Raw genomic sequence first — 17,954 nt, 5'->3', positions numbered from 1 at the left:
TAGGCCGCCATCGGGGTGACCGGGCTGATGACCAGCGCGGTGCCGGACAGGTCGACGCCGAAGCCGGAGATCAGCGACTTCAGGCCGGCCGCCAGGCCGATGCCGGCCCCGAGGCCGAGGGTGGAACCGACGACGCCGAGCAGCAGCGCCTCGGTGAGCACCGACCGCAGCACCTGGCCGCGTCCGGCGCCGATGGCGCGCAGCAGGCCGAGTTCGCGGGTGCGCTGGGCGACCAGCATGGAGAAGGTGTTGAGGATCAGGAAGATCCCGACCAGGACGGCGAGTCCGGCGAAGCCGAGCAGGGCCGTGGTCACCACGCTGAGGAAGGAGCTGATCTGCTGGGCGGCGGTGGTGGCCTGCTGTTCCTTGGTGGCCACCGAGTAGCCGTCGCCGAGCGCGGCCTTGATCGCCGTCTGGGCGGCGGTGTGGCTGGTGCCGGGGGCGGTGTCGACGGTGATGCCGGTGAACTGGTCGGGCTTGCCGAGCAGTTGCTTCTGTGCGGTGGCGGTGTCGAGGTAGGCCATGGTCACGCCGGGGTTGCCGGACTCGAAGGTGACGGTGCCGACCAGCGTGCCGGGAGTGGAGCCGGCCGGGGTGAGGATGTGCAGCGGGTCGCCGAGGCGGATGTTCTTGTGCCGGGCGCTGGCCTGGTCGAGGACGATCTCGCCGGCCTTGGTGGGGGCGTGGCCCTGGGCGAGGTGGACCTGGGGGTCGTCGTACCAGTTCTGGCCGAGCGTCGGTGCGCCGGTGGTGGGGCCGACGGGCTTGCCGTCCTTGTCGACGACGGTGAGGTTCTGCAGGCTCACCTGGCCGTGGGCGGCCTTGATGCCCGGGACGGCGGCGACCTTGGCGACGGCGGCGGCGGGCAGGGTCGGGGTCTCGCCGGACAGGCCGCGGTCCTCGACCTCGGGGGTGAAGGCCTGCTTCGGCTTGACCGTGACGTCGGCGGCGGTGGAGCCGGCGATGTCGGTGAAGGCGACGTTGATGGTGTCGGAGAACACCAGGGTGCCGGAAACGAAGGCCACGCCGAGCAGGACGGCGAGGGTGGACAGCGCCATGCGGCCCTTGTGGGCGAGGAAGTTGCGGATGCCGGCCTTGATCATCGTCAGCTGGTCCGTCCGGCGCCGTCGAACTTGCGCATCCGGTCGAGAACGGAGTCGGCCGTCGGGTCGAGCAGTTCGTCGACGATCCGCCCGTCGGCGAGGAACAGGACGCGGTCGGCGTAGGAGGCGGCGACCGGGTCGTGGGTGACCATCACGATGGTCTGCCCGAGGTCGTCCACCGACGCGCGCAGGAAGCCGAGCACCTCGGCGCCGGCCCGGGAGTCCAGGTTGCCGGTGGGCTCGTCCGCGAAGACGATCTCCGGCTGGCTCGCCAGCGCGCGGGCGCACGCCACGCGTTGCTGCTGACCGCCCGACAACTCGGCCGGACGGTGCGTGAGGCGCCCGGCCAGGCCGACGGTGTCGACGACCTTGTCCACCCAGGCCTGGTCCGCCTTGCGGCCGGCGATGTCCATCGGCAGGGTGATGTTCTCCAGCGCCGTCAGGGTGGGCAGCAGGTTGAACGCCTGGAAGATGAAGCCGATCTTGTCGCGGCGCAGCTGGGTGAGGTGCTTGTCCCTGAGTCGGGTGGTCTCGGTGTCACCGATGAAGACCTGCCCGCCGGTCGCGGTGTCCAGCCCGGCCAGACAGTGCATCAGGGTGGACTTGCCGGAGCCGGAGGGACCCATGATCGCGACGAACTCACCGCGCGGCACGGACACGGTGACCGCGTCCAGGGCGACCACCCGGGTCTCGCCGGAGCCGTACGCCTTGGTCAGGCCCTCGGCACGGGCCGCGACGGCCTGTTGCGACGTTGCTGTGCTCAACGCACATCCTCCTGGGTTCGCTGCCCCGGCACGCGTCGGTCGCGTGGGCATGGCAGACTCTGGGCAGACAGCAGCTTCTACGAGAGAACGTAGAACTTCTACGTGGAATGTAGAAGATGACACGAGAGGTGACCAACTCCGTGGGCGTACACGAACCCACCGCAGCCACGGGACGGGGCAGGGGCGAACTGGAGGCCCAGGTCCTCACCGCCCTGCAGCAGGCGGCCCCGGAGGCGCTGACCCCGGGCGAGGTGCTCGAACGGGTCGACGCCCGGCTGGCGTACACCACCGTCGTCACCGCCCTCACCCGCATGCACGACAAGGGCCTGCTGAGCCGCGCCAAGCGCGGCCGGGCCTTCGCCTACACCGCCGCCACCGACAACTCGGGAATGACAGCCCGCACGATGCGCCGGGTCCTGGACGGCGGCAGCGACCGCGAGGCCGTCCTGACCCGCTTCGTCGACGAACTCTCCGACGCCGACGAGGACTTCCTGCGCCGGCTCCTGGAACCGGGGAAGTAGGGCCCGCCGGGTGCACGTCGCCGTCTATCTGCCACTGCTGTTCCCTCTGCTCGCCGGACTCGTCGCCCGGCCGGTCGGCGAGAAGCTGCCACCCCGCCCGGCGACTTGGCTGCTGGCCGTCGGCGCCCTGGTGCTCGCCACCGGGAGCACGGCGGTCCTCGGCATGCTCGCGATCACCGGCCTGATCCGCATCCCGCTCCTGGCCCGGCTCGCCCAGGACCACTGGTCGCCGTACGCGGCCCAGCACCACGACCCCGCGTCGTTCTCCATGGCCGTGCTCGCCGGTGTACTGCTCGCCGCCGTGGCGACACTGGCGGGCCGGATGCTGTGGCGGCGTGCCCGCACCCTTGCCCGAGCCGCGCGCGAGGCGGCCTGCCTGCCCGGCCGCGACCAGCTCGTCGTCGTCGACGACCCGGCCGCCGAGGCGTACGCCATCCCCGGGCGCCCGGGCCGGATCGTCGTCTCCACCGGCATGCTGGACGCCCTCGACCCCGTCGAGCACCAGATCCTGCTCGCCCACGAGCGCGCGCACCTGACCCACCGCCACTACCTGTTCGTCGCCCTCGCCCAGTTCGCCGCCGCCGCGAACCCGGTCCTGCGCCCGCTGGCCACGACCGTCACCTTCACCGTCGAGCGCTGGGCCGACGAGAGCGCCGTCGCAGCCGTGGGCGACCGCGAGCGGGTCGCCCGCACCGTCGGCAAGGCCGCCCTCGCCGCCCGCCGCACCCGGGCCCGCAGCCGCATCCCCGCAGCAGCCCTCGGCCTGCTCGGACGCCTTCGCCCGGCCACGCTCGGCGCCGTGCCACGCAGGGTCACCGCCCTGCTCTCCCCCGCCCCGCGCCACCACATCTGGTCCGCCGCCACTCTCGCCGGCCTCGCCGCCTCGACCGCCCTCTGCGCGGCCGAGGCCGCCCACGACCTGGAGGCACTCCTGGAGCTGGCCAAGCATGCGGCCACGGGCAGTTGACGGACCCCGGTTCGAGGACGTTCAGCCGTACCGGGCCCATCGCTCGGGAACCTCGCCCTCCCGAAGCCCGGGGTTGCCGGTTCGCACGAAAACTGCTCCGTTCCTCAGGGGCTCCGATACCCCTCGGTCCCGAGGTGGCCGGCGCCGCCATATCCCAAGGCCGGGGGCGGCACTGGCCTCCGGCACCAGGACGGCGTCGGCCGGCTGCGGACCCGGCCCGCAAGCACGCGCCGGTATCCATGCGTGCGACCGATGCCCTGGAGATGACACATATGGCGTATGTGGAAGTATGGGATATATGGCACTTGGTGCTGAAGCCAGGCGAGAGGAGCGCATCATGATTGCCAAGCTGCTCAGCAAGCTGTTCTTCACCCGCCACTACGGCGCGTACGGCGAACACGACTGGACCTGACGGAAATGCCGGCGAACGCCCTCGGGCGTCCGTCGGCTCCCGTCCACGCCGCCGACGACATCGGCCCGGACGGGTAAGAGGGTCAGGGACGATCTCATGGGCCGCATGAACGAGCCACCCCGGCTGCCCGAAGGCAGCTTCGCGGCCTGGAGCCGCGACCGGCTGGCGGTCGCGCGCCGTGGCGCTGACGAGTGCGGAGACGTCTGGCAGCTGGAGCCGGGCGTCTACGTCACCGCTACGACCGGGCCGTGCGAAGCAGTCCTGCGCCGCGAGCAGGACTTCCCCAAGCCACCCTCGCCCCTCTTCCCGCCGTTGAAGCGGGCGAGCGGAGCACCGACGTCTGAGGAGCGGACCAACGCTCACGCCGCGCGCATGCGCGGACTACGCCCCCAGGCGGTCGCAGCCCGGATCGGTGAGATCGCGCCAGGGACCGCTCGATTCGCCGACCAATGGCCCACCGGCGAGGACGTCGAGATCCTGCCCCCGGTCCGGCACGCCCTGGCGGAGATCGGCGTGCGGTACCTCTTCTCCGAGGACGCACCCACCCTGCTGCCCTTGGCCTCACAGCTCTTCCAGGCCCGGGAGTTGCTCGTACGCCCCTCGCGCTGGGTGTGGCCGCGATGGATCCCCACACCGGCACGACGGTTCCGCACCCGACAGCAAGTCGCCTTCACCGACGCGCTGCGGCCCATCGTCCGCCGGCGCCGTTCATCGGGCCGCCTCGGTGACGACGTGCTGGGGCAGATGCTCCGGCCCTCCCCCCGCTACGGCCTGCTGCCGGAAGAGGCCATCCTCGACAGTCTCCCCGGAATCACCGTCGCCACCTTCGAGACACCTTCGCGGGCGGCCGGATGGATCCTGCTCCACCTGGCCCGGTACCCGCAGGCGGCGTCCCGCGTCGCGGAAGAAGCCGCCCTGCTGCCCGCGGACCCGGCCGCGACGACCAGCACCCACCTCGACAGCCTGCGATACACCCAGGCACTGGTACGCGAGGTGCTCCGACTGCACCCCCCGAGCTGGCTCCTGACCCGGCGTGCCATCCAACGGACCCAGCTCGCCGGCTACACCATCGACGCCGGGTCCACCGTTCTCGTCTGCCCCTACACCGCCCACCGCGACGCACGGGAACACTCCGAACCGGACCGGTTCCGGCCCGAACGCTGGCTCGACGATGCGGGCTCGCCGGCGAAACCCGGGGCCTTCCTCTCCTTCGGTACCGGGCCGCACGGCTGCGAGGGAGCAGCTCTGGCCATGGCCGTGCTGACGCTCCTGACCGCGCAGACCGCCCGCCGCTACCACGTGAGCGAGCCGCCCGGACCGGAACCCGGCTACCAGGTCACCACCTTCGGAGGTCTCGCCACTGAAGGCCTGCGCCTGCGCGCCACCTCGCGCGGCTGAGGGCGGTCCTGCTCTCGGAGATGCCACACCCTGTGTGAGATCAGCCCTCGTCGTCCTCGGCCGGGGCCGGGACCGGGGCGCGGGCCCGGCCACCGGGAGGCGGATGACTCCAGTGTGTCGACGACCGGTTCGCGGGGCTACTCCCCTTCTTCGAGCCGGGCGGCGTGGTCCACGCCGGGCACCTTCGGGGTGCCGCAGCAGCAGCCCCGGCAGACGGTGACGGTGCACCGGGCCGCCGCCCCCTTCACGGGGGCGACGGCCTTCCTGCTTCGACGGCTCACCGGCCGCCCTCGGCACGGGCCTTGGTCCAGGCGGCCTCGCGCAGCAGCCGCAGGCCGTTGAGGCCGACGATCACGGTCGAGCCCTCGTGGCCGAGCACGCCCAGCGGCAGCGGCAGGGTGGCGACCAGGTCCCAGACGACCAGCACCGAGATGAACACCGAGGCGATCACCAGGTTCTGCACCACGAAGCCGCGGGCCCGCCGGGAGAGTGCCACCACGGCGGGGACGGTGGCGAGTTCGTCGCGCACGATCACGGCGTCGGCGGTCTCCAGGGCCAGGTCGGAGCCGGCCCGGCCCATCGCGATGCCGGTGTGGGCGGCGGCAAGCGCGGGCGCGTCGTTGACGCCGTCGCCGATCACCAGCACCTTGCGCCCGGCCGTCGCCTGCTCGCGGACGGCAGCGACCTTGTCCTGCGGCAGCAGAGCGGCCCGCACCTCCGTGACGCCGACCTCGGCCGCGAGGTGGGCGGCGGCACGCGGGTTGTCACCGGTGAGCAGCATGGGCGTGCGGCCGGTGAGCCCGGTCAGGGCGGTCACGGTCTCGGCGGCGTCGGGGCGCAGCCGGTCGGCGATCCCGAGCACACCGACCGGGACGCCGTCCGCCTCCACCAGGACGGCGGTGCGGCCGGCCTCCTCCAGCTCGGCGGCGATGACGGCGGCGCGGGCGGAGGCCGCGTCCGTACGGCCGTTGATCAGCCGCGTCGGTGCACCGACCGCGATGGTGCGGCCTTCGACCGTGGCGGTGATGCCGACGCCCGGGGTGGAGGCGAAGTGCTCGGCGTCGGCCAGGGCGAGGCCCCGGGTGCGGGCCGCGTCGACGACGGCGCGGGCCAGCGGATGCTCGCTGGGGTGCTCGGCCGCGGCGGCGAGCGCCAGCAGATCCTCCTCGGTGAGGCCGGAACCGGTGAGGGGACGGACGTCGGTGACGCGCGGGGTGCCCTCCGTGAGCGTGCCGGTCTTGTCCAGCGCGACGGCGTCGACCTGGCCGAGGCGCTCCATCACGACGGCGGACTTCACCAGCACGCCGTGGCGTCCGGCGTTGGCGATGGCGGAGAGCAGCGGCGGCATGGTGGCCAGCACCACCGCGCACGGGGAGGCGACGATCATGAAGGTCATCGCGCGCAGCAGCGAGCCGGTGAAGGCCGCGCCGAAGGCGAGCGGGACGGCGAAGACGGCGAGAGTCGCGATGACCATGCCGATCGAGTAGCGCTGTTCGACCTTCTCGATGAAGAGCTGGGTGGGCGCCTTGGTCTCGGAGGCCTCCTCGACCATGGCGACGATCCGGGCGATCACCGAGTCGGAGGCGTCCCGATCGACCCGGACCCGCAGTGCGCCGTTGCCGTTGAGGGTTCCGGCGAAGACCTCGTCCCCGGTCTCCTTGGCCACGGGCAGCGGCTCGCCGGTGATGGTGGCCTGGTCGACCTCGCTCGCACCGTCGAGAACCTTGCCGTCGGCACCGATCCGCTCACCGGGACGCACGAGGACGGTGTCACCGACCGCGAGCTCCTCGGTGGGCACGGTCTCCTCGCCGCCGTCGGGCAGCAGCCGGGTGGCGGTGGCCGGGGCGAGGTCGAGCAGTCCGCGCACCGAGTCGGCGGTACGGGCGGTGGCCAGCGCCTCCAGGGCGCCGGAGGTGGCGAAGATGACGATCAGCAGCGCGCCGTCCATCACCTGCCCGACCGCCGCGGCCCCGAGCGCGGCGACGATCATCAGCAGGTCGACGTCGAGGGTCTTCTCGCGCAGCGCCTGCAACCCCGCCCACGCCGGCTCCCACCCGCCGGTCGCGTAGGCGAGGGCGTACAGCGGGCCCCAGGCCCAGGCGGGGGCGCCGGTCAGCTGGAGCGGCAGCGCGATCAGGAACAGCACCGTCGCGGCGGCGGCCCAGCGGGCCTCGGGCAGTGCGAAGACCCGCGTGCGGCGGCGCGGGGCGGCATCCGAACGAGGCGCGGCCGTGGGCGCGGGGCGCTCGATCAGGGTGGAGGACATGGCAGAGGAACCCTTCAGGGCAGGGCAGGACCGACGACCCATCCACCATACATGAACATATGAACGCTCCTTCATTTATGAGTTGTAGTATTGCCCCCATGGGTCATGGAGCCGCTCCCGCCACCGCCGTCCCGCGCACGCGCCTGGACGCAGCCAGCGCCGCCCGGGTGGCCACCACCCTGCAGGCCCTGGCCACCCCCTCCCGCCTGCTGATCCTCTCCCGCCTGCGCGAGGGCCCCTGCGCCGCCACCGAACTCGCCACCGAGGTCGGCATGGAGCAGTCCGCCTGCTCCCACCAACTGCGACTGCTCCGCAACCTCGGCCTCGTCGTCGGCACCCGCCAGGGCCGCTCGGTCGTCTACGCGCTCTACGACAACCACGTCGCCGAACTCCTCGACCAGGCCGTCTACCACATCGAGCACCTGCGCCTCGGTCTCAGCGATGCCGCCGACATGCAGGACGAGGACGAAGCGGTCCAGGGCCCGACGCACTGACCGCCCGCAGCGGCGGTTCAGACCTGGGCGGCGCGGCGGACGATCAGCATGTCCTGGGTGTGGCCGATGGCGTAGCCGTCGGCGGGGAGCGCGAAGTGGTCCTGGACGTAGGCGGTCAGGGCCGCACGGGAGGGGCGCGGGTCGAGGGAGGCCAGGTCGGCGACGTTGACCATGAACTCGGCGACGTCCACCGCCTCGGCGAGGTGGGGCGTGCGGTAGTGGAGGTCGAGGGTTTCGAGGGCGTAGCCGTGCTCCGGGTGCCGTTCACGCAGGCGGTCGGCGAGCGGGCCGAGGTCGTAGCGGACGCCGGTGAAGTGCGCGGCCATCCGCATGCAGGGGCTCTCCGGGTTCTGGAGCACGACCAGGAGGGTGCCGCCGGGGGCCGTCCAGTCCAGGGCGCGGGTGACGGTGCCGAGCCAGTCCGCCTCGGGCACGTAGTAGAGCACGTGGGAGAGGTGGACGAGGTCGCCCTGCTCGGGCGGGCGGACCCGGTCGAGCGGCTCCGGGAGGACCAGGGCCTCGGGGCAGGCCGTACCGAGCTTCTCGCGCATCGCGGCGCTGGGCTCCACCGCGATCGTCCGGTCGAAGGAGCGGCTCAGGTAGGCGGTGGTGCGGCCGTCTCCCGCGCCGAGGTCCAGCAGGACGCGGCGGTGCGGCAGGGCGTCCGCGATCTCGCCCAGCCAGGTGTGGGTGATCCGCTTCTCGTCCGTGCCGGCGAGGAACAGTTCGAACGCCCGGCGGTAGTCGGCGCTCGCCACGTCCAGCACCCGGACCGGGTCCGCGTCCTGCGCCCTCGTCTCCACCTGTCGGCCTCCCCTGTTGACGGCGTGTCGGGTGGCGCCATTGCACCGCGCGGGCGCGGCACGGGGGTGCAGGGACGTTGCTGCCCGCGTGTCGCTCTGGCCCCTCAGCTGCCGAGGGGCACCCTCACCAGCCCCGTTTAATCGGTGGCCGGGGCTTCGCGGCCGCTCCTACAGTGGCCGCCGGATCAAGAACGCCCAGGGAGCCGGACATGCGTGTGCACTACCCCCGGACGCCGCATCTGCCCTGGTCACCGGGCGCCGCGGCGGACGACGTACGGACCGGGGACCTGTCCGCGCTGGCCGGCGCCGAGGTCGTCGTCACCGAGAAGCTCGACGGCGAGAACACCACGCTCTACCGCGACGGCCTGCACGCCCGCTCGCTGGACTCCGGCCACCACTCCTCCCGTGCCTGGGTGAAGGGCCTCCAGGGCCGGATCGCCCCACGCATCCCGGACGGCTGGCGGATCTGCGGCGAGAACCTGTTCGCCCGGCACTCGATCCCGTACACCGACCTGGAGAGCTGGTTCTACGGCTTCTCGGTCTGGACGACCGGGCCCGCCGGCCAGGACCGCTGCCTGGACTGGGACGACACCGTCCGCTTCCTGCGCCGCCTCGGCATCCCCGCCCCTCGGGTGCTGTGGCGCGGCCGCTACGACGAACGGGCCCTGCGCGCCCTGCGGTTGGACCTCGACCGGCAGGAGGGGTACGTGGTGCGGACGGTCCGGGGCTTCCCCCGGGCCGAGTTTGGCGAGCGGGTCGCCAAGTGGGTCCGCCCGCGGCACGTGCGCACCGGCACCCACTGGATGCACGCCGCGGTGGTGGAGAACGGGCTCGGCCCGAGCTCCGCGCTCTGGGCCGTACGCTCCGGTGCGCTACCCGAACCTGCCGCCCTCGCGGCCGCCCTGAACCTTCCCGAACTCGACTGTTCAGCAGAGGAGTTGGCCGAGGTCTCGGCCCGGCTGGACGAACTGGGCCGGGGCGGGGACAGCCGGCTCGCCGGCGTGCTCGCCACCGCGCTGCGCACCGCCCGCCGCCAGTCGCTGGCGCCGCGGCTGGCCGGCCCGCTCGGCCTGCCGCTCGCCCGACGGGTCGCCGACCTGGTCGGGCTGCACCCCGCCCTCCAGCAGCCGCACCCGGACGAGGAGCGCCGCGCCGGGCTGGTCCGGCTCTCGGCCGCCGCCGACCTCGGGGTGCTGCACGCCGTCGCCGCGACCGCCGCCCCGGGACGGGAGGAGCGCGAGCAGGTCGCCTGGTCTGCGCTGCACGCCGAGGACGCCGGGCTGCTCGACGAGGCACCGCTCGCCCGGTTGCGGACCGAGCTGCACGAGGCACTGGCCGGCCTGGACCGCGACGCCGCCGACCGCTGCTGGGCCCAGGCCCGTGAGGCGTACGCGCTCGGCCGGATCGCCACCGCCGAGGAGGCCGTGGCGGCCACCTGGCGCTGGCGCGACGGCCTCTTCCCCCGGTTGGTCCACCTGTGCGGCCCCTCCGGCAGCGGCAAGAGCAGCTTCGCGGCCGGGCTCACCGGCGTGGCCGCCAGGATCAGTCTGGACGACCTGCGCGCCGCCCGGGGCTCGCGCAGCGACCAGCGCGACAACGCCGAGGTGCTGCGCGAAGGGCTGGCCCGGCTGGACGCCGCCCTGGCCGCCGGAGACACCACCGGCGCCACCGTCGTCTGGGACGCCACTTCGCTCAACGGCCGGCAGCGCTCCCACGTCCACGCCGTCGCGCAGCGCCGCGACGCGCTGGTCACCCAGGTGGTGCCGGTGGTCGGCGAGGGCGAACTCCTGCGCCGCAACGCCGTCCGGCCGCACCCGGTGCCCGCCGAGGTGCTCACCGCACAGCTGCACCGCTTCGGCCCGCCCTACCCCGGCCAGGCGCACCGCACCTGGTACGTCGGCCCCGGTGGCACCGTGGAGGACACCGCGGGCACGCTGGACGAGCAGGAGGACTGATGCGCCCCATCGAACAGATCTGCCAGCGCATCCGCTGGGACGCCCGCTTCGACCCGGCCCGGTTCACCCTGGGCGTGCGCCAGCGCGACGACCGCACCGAGCGCGTCCCACTGGAGGCCTTCGCGGCCTCCGGTGAGATCCCCTGGCACCGGGTGCACTGGGTCGAGGCGGACGGCGTACGGGTCTGGGACCGCGCCTCGGGCGTGGACCTGCTCGACAGCACCGAGGCCGGGCGCCGCACCGACCCGCCCCTCCTGCCCACGCCCTTCTTCACCGCGACCACCCCGTACGCCTGGCACCGGGACGGCGGCTGGCGGCCCGCCGACGCCACCCGGGACGTCCCGACCACGGCCGCCCTGCGCGTGGTCACCTGGAACACCCTGTGGGACCGCTACGACGCCGACCGGATCGCCACCGCCCGGCGCCGCCCGCTGCTGCTCGCCGCGCTGGCGGCCGCCGACGCCGACGTCATCGCCCTCCAGGAGGTCGAGCCCGCCCTGGTCGCCCTGCTGCTGGCGGCCCCCTGGGTCCGCGCCGGGTACACCCTGGCCGCCGACCCACTCGGCCCGGAGGTCGGCGATCACGGCCTGCTGCTGCTCAGCCGGCTTCCGGTGCCGGCGGCCGGGCGGCACGTGCTGGGCCCGCACAAGGCCGTCACCGCCGTGTCGGTACGGACGGCGGGCGCGCCGCTGACCGTCGCCGCCGTGCACCTCAGCAGCGACCACTCCCCCGACGGCGCCGACCGCCGCCGGGCCGAACTCGCCAGACTGGCCGAGGGGTTGGCAGGAGTCGAGGGCGAGCTGCTGCTGCTCGGCGACTTCAACGACGGCCGTTCCGGACCGGCCGGCCCGGCCGCCGCGCTCGGCCTGCGGGACGCCTGGACGCAGGTGCACGGGCCGGCCGACGACACCCCCACCTTCGACCCGACGGCCAACCCGCTCGCCGCGGTCTCCTCGCTGACCGGCCGCCCAGGCCGCCTGGACCGCGTCCTGCACCGCGCCGGCGGCACCCGCGCCACCGCGGCCGTCCTGCTCGGCGACCGCCCGGCCGAGGACGGACTCCTGCCCTCCGACCACTACGGCGTGGCCGTCGACCTCACCCTCGACGGCGACGACGCCGGCGGCGGCGCACCCGAGGTCCTCGCCGCCGCACCCAGCGCCCGCACCGCCGTCGCCTGGCTGCCGCCCGAGGAACTGTGGCCGCCGATCCAGCGGCTGCGCGAGGCGTACGACCCTCAGCTGCGCCGCTGGCCCCCGCACGTCAACCTGCTGTTCGGCTTCGTCCCGGAGTCCGAGTTCGACCGCGCCCTGCCGCTGCTGGCCGCGGCCGCCGCCGAGGTCGCGCCGTTCACCGCGCGGCTGGAGGGCGTGCACACCTTCGGGCACCGCGAGGACGCCACCGTCTGGCTGGACCCGGCCGCCGCCTCCCCCACGCCCTGGGCGGCGCTGCGGCACGCGCTGGAGCGCCGCTTCCCCCGCTGCCGCGGCCGGGCGGAGGGCTTCACCCCGCATCTGACCCTCGGGCGCAGCGACGACCCGCAGCGCGTGGCCGCCGACTGCGCGGCCCGGCTCACCGGGCTACCGGCCCGGGTCGGCGAGCTGGTCGTGCTCTCCCGCCGGGGCGCCGAGCCGATGCGCCCGCGCGCGGTGGTCTCGCTGGGGACGGGCGGGACGCGGGCGGTGCCCGAGCAGCCGATCGCCTCGCCGGCCCCGGAGCCGGCTCGACGAACCGCCGCCGCCCGGGCGTTGGCCCGCCGCATCGCGGCTGCCCTGCCCGAGGGCGTGGTGCACACCGTCGGCTCCCGGCGGCTCGGCTGCCAGCTGGACGGCGCCGACCTGGACCTGGTGGCGGCGCTGCCCGGCCCCGCCGACCTGCCCGCCGTCCGCGCCCGGGTGGCCGCCGCGCTGCCGGAGGCCCGGCGGCTGCACGAGGTGCGCGGTGCCCGGGTGCCGGGACTGCGGTTGACCGCCGAGGGCCTGACGGTGGACCTCGTGGTGGTCTTCACCGGTCCGCTCGACCCGGCCCAAGCCGTCGACCGCCGTGCGGAGTTGGGCGAGGCGGAAGCCGTCGCGCTGAGCGCGGTCACGGACGCCGAGGCGATCCTGGCGGCGCTCGGCGCCCGGCACGCCACCTTCGTCCGGCTGGCGCGCCAGGTCAAGGCCTGGGCGCGGGCGCGCGGCCTGGACTCCGCGCCCTTCGGCCACGTCCCCTCGCTCGCCTGGTCGGTGCTGGCCGCCCGGACGGTCCTGGACGCGACCGGCGGCCCCGAGGACGACCTCTTCCAGCGCTTCACCGAGACCTGGGCCGGCTGGGACTGGCGCCGGCCCGTCGCCCTCACCACCGCCCCGACGCCTCCCCCGTCCGGCCCGCTCACCGTCCTCACCCCCTCCGCCCCGGTCCGCAGTTGCACCACCCAGGTCAGCGCCGACACCCGCGACCTGCTCACCGAGGAGCTCTTCCACGCCTGGGAACTGACCACCGAGAGCGCCGAAGGCCGCGAAGACCCCTGGCCCGCCCTGCTCGCCGCTCCCCCGCTGCACCGTCGGCACGCCGCCTGGGCCGTGGTCAGCACCGACGAGGAGTCGCTCGGCCTCGTCCGGGGCCGCATCCGCGCCCTGCTGACCGCCCTGGAGGAGGCCGGGGCCACCAGGCTGCACGCCTGGCCCCACCCGTGCCGGACCGCCGACGGCCGCGCCCACCTCCCGATCGGCCTCGGCCCCGCTCCGCTCCCCGCCGCCCGGCTCGCCCCGCTCGCCAAGGCCTGGTCCCGTTCCCTGCCCGGCGTCCGGGTCGAGCACGTCGACGGCGGCGGCGTCCCCACCCCGTCCCGCTGAACCACCCCGATCAACTGGACCACCCCCACCCACCGAACCACGCCGATCCACCGAACCACCCCTGCCCATCGGGCTCTTCTGGACAACCACCCCCAAAATTTGCCACGGTGAGGACCAGCGGCCCAGCCATCGATCATGCGGCCGAAGCCCCATGGGAGTTCCCCCGTGCCTTCCGCTGACTTCCCCGCCTTCTACCTCGGTCAGAGCGTGTTCTCCGACCCCGGCGCCCACCTCCCCCGTTACGCCGATCTCCCCGGCGGTCCGAGCCAACTCGCCCGGATCGCCCGCAACCTGATCATCCATCGTTTCGAAGGCGGGTTGTTCCACCATCCCATCCCGGCCGACCGGCTCCACCACGACGCCGAGACGCGCTACCTCGACGACATCCTGCACCTGATCACCGACCGCAACCCGGCCCCGCTGAACCATCCACGGGCGCCCGCCGACCGCTTCGTCGGCGTCTGCCGGGACCTGGCCCTGCTGCACTGCTCCTTCCTTCGCCACGTCGGCGTCCCGGCCCGGTTGCGCTGCGGCTTCGCCGACTACCTGGGCCCGGACGGCTTCCACGGCGACCACGTGGCCACCGAGTACTGGGACGACCGACGCGGCTGGCTGCTCGCCGACCCGCAGCTGGCCGATCCGAGGGTCGCCGCCGCCTGGCGGGTGGACTTCGACCCGATGGACGTCCCGCGCGACCGCTTCCTGGTCGCCGGCCGGGCCTGGCGCACGATCCGCTCCGGCCGGGCCGCCGCCTCCTCCTTCGGCGTCCACCCGCCGGAGGAGGGCCCGCTCAACGGCGAGTGGTTCGTCGCCCACTCCACCCGGCTCGACCTCGCCGCCCTGAACAAGGTCGAGACCCTCCTCTGGGACACCTGGGGCACGGGTTCCACCAACACGCCCCACACCCCGTACGACGAGGTCGCCCAGCTGACGGTCGGCCCGATCGACCTGCCCGCGGTCCGCCGCCTCTTCACCGAACACGATGCCCTGCGCACCCCGAAGACCGTCCTGTCCCTGGCCCCCTTCAACGGCCCCCGCGAGGTCACCCTGCGCTGACCCTCGACGAGCAGTCCGGCTATCGCGTTCGCGGTCCCAGACTCCTTGCCCCGGAAAGGTAGGGCTGCTGGTCGTCGCGGTGGGCAGTGCTGCTGCCTTCGGGCCGCCAGGAGCGACTGTGCCGGGACAGGGTCCAGGTTTCCGACGCGTGCCGGGCGGCACCGATCCAGGCCGCGAGTTCGGGAAGCGCGCTCTGCCGCAGGACGTGTCGGGCCGCAGCCCGTTCGGCGGCCGGGAGCGGGGCGACACTGATCCGTACCGTGCACCACCACCTGGGATGGATACCGCCGCCGTAGCTGGAGGAGAGGCGCGGAACCCACTCGACGTGCAGCGCAGTCCCGTCCTCCCACGGGCGGTTGCCGAAATCCAGGTCGGCGGCATCCGTCTCCTGCGCGCCGAGGACGGTGCGGATGTCATTCGGGGTGAGCGGCCACGCCAGATCGCGCGGCAGTCGGCGGTTACGGGCTGGCATGCGGCCGAGGATGGCAGATGCCCCGATGGAAGCGCATCCAGGTTTCGACCCGGAACACCGGTCAGGCTTCGCCGGGACGGAACAGTGCCCGGCAAACCTGTCCCGTGACCGGCAAGCGTGTCCTGTCACACCGCCCCGAGGATCCGAACCGCGGCCGAACTCGCCGAGATGGAAGAGGAGTTGCAGGACCTCGCCCGGCGCTGGCGGGAACGCGGCAAGACCGCCGGGGCGGCCGGCGACACCACGGGCCGCGAGCACGTGTCCGTCCACCTGTACGGGTTCCCCTTCCGCCCCTGACACCGGCGCCGCCGTGTCCCCGACCGCCGGAGTCCCTCATGACCCTCGCGGAACCGCCCCTCCCTCCCCGGACCATCCCCCACCGGGCCGCCGCGCCGCCCGCCCACCCCGACGGCAACGTACTGCGCTGGCTCACCGCGTACACCGCCTCGCTGATCGGCGACAGCGTGTACTTCGCCGCCCTCGGCTGGTCCGCCCAGCGGTCCGCCGGCCCCGCCGAGGTCGGGCTGGTCATGGCCGCCGGGGCCGCCCCGCGCGCCCTGCTCATGCTCGGCGGCGGCGTCCTGGCCGACCGGCTCGACCCGCGCCGGGTGATCCTCGGCAGCGACACGGTGCGCTGCCTGCTCATCCTCTCCGTGGCCGCCGCCATCGCGCTGACCACGCCCGCGCTCTGGCTGCTGGTCGCGGTGGCGCTCGTCTTCGGCGCCGTGGACGCGCTGTTCGTCCCCGCCGTCGGCGCTCTCCCGCCCCGGATCGCCAGCCCCGACCAACTGGCCCGGGTCACCGGCCTGCGCTCGCTGTCGATGCGCCTCGGCCAGATCGCCGGAGCGCCGCTCGGCGGCCTGGCCATGGGCCTGGGCGGCCCGGCCGCCGCCTTCGCCACCGCCGGCCTGCTCTTCGCGCTCTCCCTGCCGCTCCTGCTCTCCGTCCGGATCAGCCCTCGCGAAGCCCCTCCGGGCGACGCCCCGTCCCGGCCCGGCACCGCGCGCGCCGACCTCCTCGACGGGCTGCGCTACATCCGCCGCCACCGCCTGATCGGCCCGCTGGTCGCAGCCGGAGCCGTCTGCGAACTCGGTCTCACCGGCACCCTCAACGTCGGCCTGGTGCTGCTCAACGCCGAACGCGGCTGGGGCCCGTCCGGCTACGGCTGGATCGTCAGCTGCTTCGGCGGCGGGGCCGCCGCGAGCGCCGCGCTGCTCGCCGTCGTCGGACGGCTTCCCCGGGCCGGCCTGACCATGGCCGGCACCCTGCTGGCGGGCAGCGTCGGCGCGGCGGCCATGGCGCTGGTCCCGCACCTGTGGACCACCGCCCTCCTCGCCGCCCTGGTCGGCCTCACCGCGGGCGTCTTCGGAAGCCTGGACAGCACCCTCATCCAGACCACCGCCGACCCCGCCTACCTGGGCCGGGTCACCTCGGTCATCATGCTCACCGTGGTCGGCCTCGCCCCGCTCGGCTACCCGCTGGTCGGCGCCGCCATCGCTGCCTGGGGCACCGCCCCGGTCTTCGTCGGCTGCGGCGCCCTCTCCTGCCTCGGCGCCGCCCTGGCCCTCGCCTCCCCCGCCGTCCGCCGCGCCGAACTCCCCCGCGCGGCCTCCCGCTGAGCTCCCCCACCGGGCGTGCGCAGGGTGCCGGTCACCAGGCGACCGGGAGCGCCTCCACACCGTAGACCGTCGAGCCCTCACGGAAACGGAGGCCGGCTTCGGGGACGGCGAGCTGCAGGTCGGGGAAGCGCCGCAACAGGGCCGGCAGGGCGATCTTCAGTTCCAGCCGGGCCAGTTGCTGCCCGAGGCACTGGTGGGCGCCGAAGCCGAAGGACAGCTGGGCGACCGGGCGGCGGTGCAGGTCGAGGTCGTCGGGGCGCTCGGGGGCGAGTTCGGGGTCGCGGTTCGCGGTCAGCGGGGAGAGCAGGACGTGCTCGCCCTCGGCGATCCGGTGGCCGTTGATCTCGACGTCGGCCACGGCGGTGCGCAGGAGCGGCGCGGGGATGGCGAGATGGCGCAGCAGTTCCTCGACGGCCGTGCCGGTGACCGCCGGGTCGTCGCGCATTGCGGCGAGCTGCTCCGGATGGCGGAGCAGGGCCAGCACGCTCAGGGCGAGCATGGTCGCGGTGGTCTCGTGTCCCCCGACCAGGAGGGTGGTGCCGAAACCGACGAGCTCCTCGTCGGTGAGCTCCGCGCCGTGCTGCCGCACGACCGCACCCAGCACGCCGCCCCCGGGAACGGCCCGGTTGCGCGCGACGATGTCCGCCATGGCCGCGTTCAACTCGGCCGAGGCGGCGACCAGTTGTTCGGCATCGACGGTACCGTCCATGATCACCTGGGAGCAGCGCTGGAACATCGCCCGGGTCCCGTACGGGACGTCGAGCAGTTCGCAGATCGCCAGCGACGGGATGGGCAGGGCGAACGCCTCGACCAGATCGACGCCCGGCCCCTGCTCCGCCATCGCGTCGAGATGGTCGGAGACGATCGTCTCGATCGCGGGCCGCAGTTGCTCGACCTGACGGACGGTGAAGCTGCCGGTGAGCATCCGGCGCAGGCGGACGTGCTCCGGGCCGCTGTAGGCGGGCAGGAAGCCCGGGTGGTTGAACAGGGTGCGCGGCAGCGACGGGTCGATGCCGTTGCCCGTGACCAGGCGCTCCTCCGCGAAGGCGGCCCGGACGTCGCCGTACCTGGTGATGACGACGGCCTCGATCTCGCCGCGCACCGGATGGGACACCCGCAGCCGCGGCAGGCCGTTCTCCTCTCGCATCCGGCGCAGGTCCGGCGACGGGTCGAACGGGCAGGTCCGGTCCCGTTCGGAGGCGACGAAGGACGCCGAGCGGCGATCGGGCATGGTGCGGGCTCCTCAGCTGTGTCGGTCCTGGGAACGCGGGTCGTGGAACGGGGCGGGCA

14 protein-coding genes and 2 pseudogenes are annotated in these 17,954 nt (G+C 74.1%); 9 read left to right on the top strand and 7 right to left on the bottom strand.

Annotated features, from left to right (window positions below):
- The coding region (locus tag ACIRRH_RS38385; RefSeq protein ID WP_403077036.1) for an ABC transporter permease at nucleotides 1-1,103 on the bottom strand (1,103 nt) is incomplete at its 3' end.
- A 2-nt stretch (nucleotides 1,104-1,105) separates the two neighbouring features.
- A complete protein-coding gene (locus ACIRRH_RS38380) occupies nucleotides 1,106-1,918 on the bottom strand; it encodes an ABC transporter ATP-binding protein (protein WP_403077034.1) in 813 nt (270 codons plus the stop codon).
- A gap of 65 nt (nucleotides 1,919-1,983) precedes the next feature.
- On the opposite strand from ACIRRH_RS38380, the gene ACIRRH_RS38375 reads away from it, so the two are divergent.
- From ACIRRH_RS38375 to ACIRRH_RS38365, 3 genes are all read left to right on the top strand, one after another.
- On the top strand, nucleotides 1,984-2,388 hold the full coding sequence (locus tag ACIRRH_RS38375) for a BlaI/MecI/CopY family transcriptional regulator (RefSeq protein WP_403077032.1): 405 nt from the start codon (nucleotides 1,984-1,986) through the stop codon (nucleotides 2,386-2,388).
- Between the two features lie 10 nt (nucleotides 2,389-2,398).
- The gene (locus ACIRRH_RS38370; RefSeq protein ID WP_403077029.1) at nucleotides 2,399-3,355 is read left to right on the top strand and encodes a M56 family metallopeptidase; all 957 of its coding nucleotides are present in this window, start codon (nucleotides 2,399-2,401) and stop codon (nucleotides 3,353-3,355) included.
- 517 nt (nucleotides 3,356-3,872) lie between these two features.
- Nucleotides 3,873-5,165: a cytochrome P450 gene (locus ACIRRH_RS38365; RefSeq protein WP_403077026.1), complete on the top strand. Its 1,293-nt coding sequence runs from the start codon at nucleotides 3,873-3,875 to the stop codon at nucleotides 5,163-5,165.
- 152 nt (nucleotides 5,166-5,317) lie between these two features.
- On the opposite strand, the pseudogene ACIRRH_RS38360 reads toward ACIRRH_RS38365, so the two are convergent.
- Nucleotides 5,318-5,446 (bottom strand): annotated as a pseudogene (locus ACIRRH_RS38360) ((2Fe-2S) ferredoxin domain-containing protein); the annotation flags it as partial.
- A complete protein-coding gene (locus ACIRRH_RS38355) occupies nucleotides 5,443-7,431 on the bottom strand; it encodes a heavy metal translocating P-type ATPase (protein ID WP_403077023.1) in 1,989 nt (662 codons plus the stop codon). The gene ACIRRH_RS38355 and the pseudogene ACIRRH_RS38360, both read right to left, overlap by 4 nt.
- A 98-nt stretch (nucleotides 7,432-7,529) precedes the next feature.
- Here ACIRRH_RS38355 and ACIRRH_RS38350 point away from each other — a divergent pair, with 98 nt between their 5' ends.
- Entirely contained in the window at nucleotides 7,530-7,925 is a 396-nt protein-coding gene (locus ACIRRH_RS38350; protein ID WP_224282966.1) for a metalloregulator ArsR/SmtB family transcription factor, read from the top strand.
- A gap of 17 nt (nucleotides 7,926-7,942) precedes the next feature.
- On the opposite strand, the gene ACIRRH_RS38345 is transcribed toward ACIRRH_RS38350, so the two are convergent.
- On the bottom strand, nucleotides 7,943-8,728 hold the full coding sequence (locus ACIRRH_RS38345; protein ID WP_403077020.1) for a class I SAM-dependent methyltransferase: 786 nt from the start codon (nucleotides 8,726-8,728) through the stop codon (nucleotides 7,943-7,945).
- A 209-nt stretch (nucleotides 8,729-8,937) separates the two neighbouring features.
- Here ACIRRH_RS38345 and ACIRRH_RS38340 point away from each other — a divergent pair, with 209 nt between their 5' ends.
- The 3 genes from ACIRRH_RS38340 to ACIRRH_RS38330 all read left to right on the top strand — a co-directional run bounded on the left by ACIRRH_RS38340 (nucleotide 8,938) and on the right by ACIRRH_RS38330 (nucleotide 14,573).
- The gene (locus ACIRRH_RS38340; RefSeq protein WP_403077018.1) at nucleotides 8,938-10,683 is read left to right on the top strand and encodes an RNA ligase family protein; all 1,746 of its coding nucleotides are present in this window, start codon (nucleotides 8,938-8,940) and stop codon (nucleotides 10,681-10,683) included.
- Nucleotides 10,683-13,517, top strand: a complete 2,835-nt coding sequence (locus ACIRRH_RS38335; RefSeq protein ID WP_403077015.1) for a poly(A) polymerase — start codon at nucleotides 10,683-10,685, stop codon at nucleotides 13,515-13,517. The genes ACIRRH_RS38340 and ACIRRH_RS38335 overlap by 1 nt, the downstream gene beginning before the upstream one ends.
- Before the next feature lie 135 nt (nucleotides 13,518-13,652).
- Entirely contained in the window at nucleotides 13,653-14,573 is a 921-nt protein-coding gene (locus ACIRRH_RS38330) for a transglutaminase-like domain-containing protein (RefSeq protein WP_403077012.1), read from the top strand.
- A gap of 19 nt (nucleotides 14,574-14,592) precedes the next feature.
- Here the strand turns inward: ACIRRH_RS38330 and ACIRRH_RS38325 are convergent, their stop codons facing one another.
- Nucleotides 14,593-15,045: a hypothetical protein gene (locus ACIRRH_RS38325; RefSeq protein ID WP_403077009.1), complete on the bottom strand. Its 453-nt coding sequence runs from the start codon at nucleotides 15,043-15,045 to the stop codon at nucleotides 14,593-14,595.
- Nucleotides 15,046-15,192: 147 nt separating this feature from the next.
- On the opposite strand from ACIRRH_RS38325, the pseudogene ACIRRH_RS38320 reads away from it, so the two are divergent.
- Both ACIRRH_RS38320 and ACIRRH_RS38315 read left to right on the top strand, forming a co-directional pair.
- Nucleotides 15,193-15,342, top strand: a pseudogene (locus ACIRRH_RS38320) (transcriptional regulator); the annotation flags it as partial.
- A 38-nt stretch (nucleotides 15,343-15,380) separates the two neighbouring features.
- Complete coding sequence (locus ACIRRH_RS38315; protein ID WP_403077008.1) at nucleotides 15,381-16,664, top strand: MFS transporter; 1,284 nt, start codon at nucleotides 15,381-15,383, stop codon at nucleotides 16,662-16,664.
- A 31-nt stretch (nucleotides 16,665-16,695) separates the two neighbouring features.
- Here ACIRRH_RS38315 and ACIRRH_RS38310 read toward each other — a convergent pair whose 3' ends face one another.
- Nucleotides 16,696-17,895: a cytochrome P450 gene (locus ACIRRH_RS38310; RefSeq protein WP_403077006.1), complete on the bottom strand. Its 1,200-nt coding sequence runs from the start codon at nucleotides 17,893-17,895 to the stop codon at nucleotides 16,696-16,698.
- Nucleotides 17,896-17,954: the final 59 nt, after the last annotated feature.

Source organism: Kitasatospora sp. NPDC101235 (assembly GCF_044767505.1).
Classification (GTDB): Bacteria; Actinomycetota; Actinomycetes; order Streptomycetales; family Streptomycetaceae; genus Kitasatospora.
Note: the sequence above shows the minus strand (reverse complement) of the source record. Positions and strands in the feature narration are given on the sequence as shown.